Annotated in this window: 1 protein-coding gene; it reads left to right on the top strand. The window is 71.6% G+C overall.

What is annotated here, in order from left to right:
• Positions 1 to 668: methyl-accepting chemotaxis protein (locus MFF40_RS28340; protein ID WP_238263151.1), on the top strand; the 668-nt coding region annotated here is incomplete at both ends.

Here is a 668-nt window from a genome sequence, read left to right as displayed (position 1 = left end):
CTGGGGCGGACGCTGAACGCGATGGTGGACAACCTGTCCGACCTCGCCCGCACGAGCCGGGCGGCCACCGCCGACCTCAACGCGGCGGCGGCCGAGATCCGCGCCTCGGCGCAGCAGCAGGCGGCGTCGGTGGAGGAGCAGTTCGCCGCCGTGCAGGAGACCGCCGCCACGGTGGACGAGATCACCCATTCCGGCGCCCAGATCGGCAAGCGCGCCACCGAGGTGATCGCCACCGCCCAGGCCACGGCCCAGACCTCCCGGCAGGGCCTGCGCGCGGTCTCGGACACCGCCAAGGCGATGGACGCGATCCGCGAGCAGGCCGAGGCGGTGGCCGGCAACATCGTCAGCCTGTCGGAGAAGACCCAGACGATCGGGGACATCATCGAGACGGTCAACGACATCTCGGAGCGCACGCACCTGCTGGCGCTCAACGCCGCGATCGAGGCGGCGGCGGCCGGCGAGAGCGGGCGCAGCTTCGCCGTGGTGGCTTCCGAGATGAAGCTGCTCGCCGATCAGGCCAAGGCGGCCACCGGTCAGGTCCGGGGGATTTTGGGCGAGATCCAGCGGGGCATCAACACGTCGGTGATGCTGACCGAGGAGGCGGTCAAGCGCGCGGCGGCCGGCAAGACGCGCTCGGACACGACGCAGCGGACGATCGAGGAGATCAC

It is taken from the genome of Methylobacterium mesophilicum (assembly GCF_022179445.1).
GTDB lineage: Bacteria > Pseudomonadota > Alphaproteobacteria > Rhizobiales > Beijerinckiaceae > Methylobacterium > Methylobacterium mesophilicum.
Note: the sequence above shows the minus strand (reverse complement) of the source record. Positions and strands in the feature narration are given on the sequence as shown.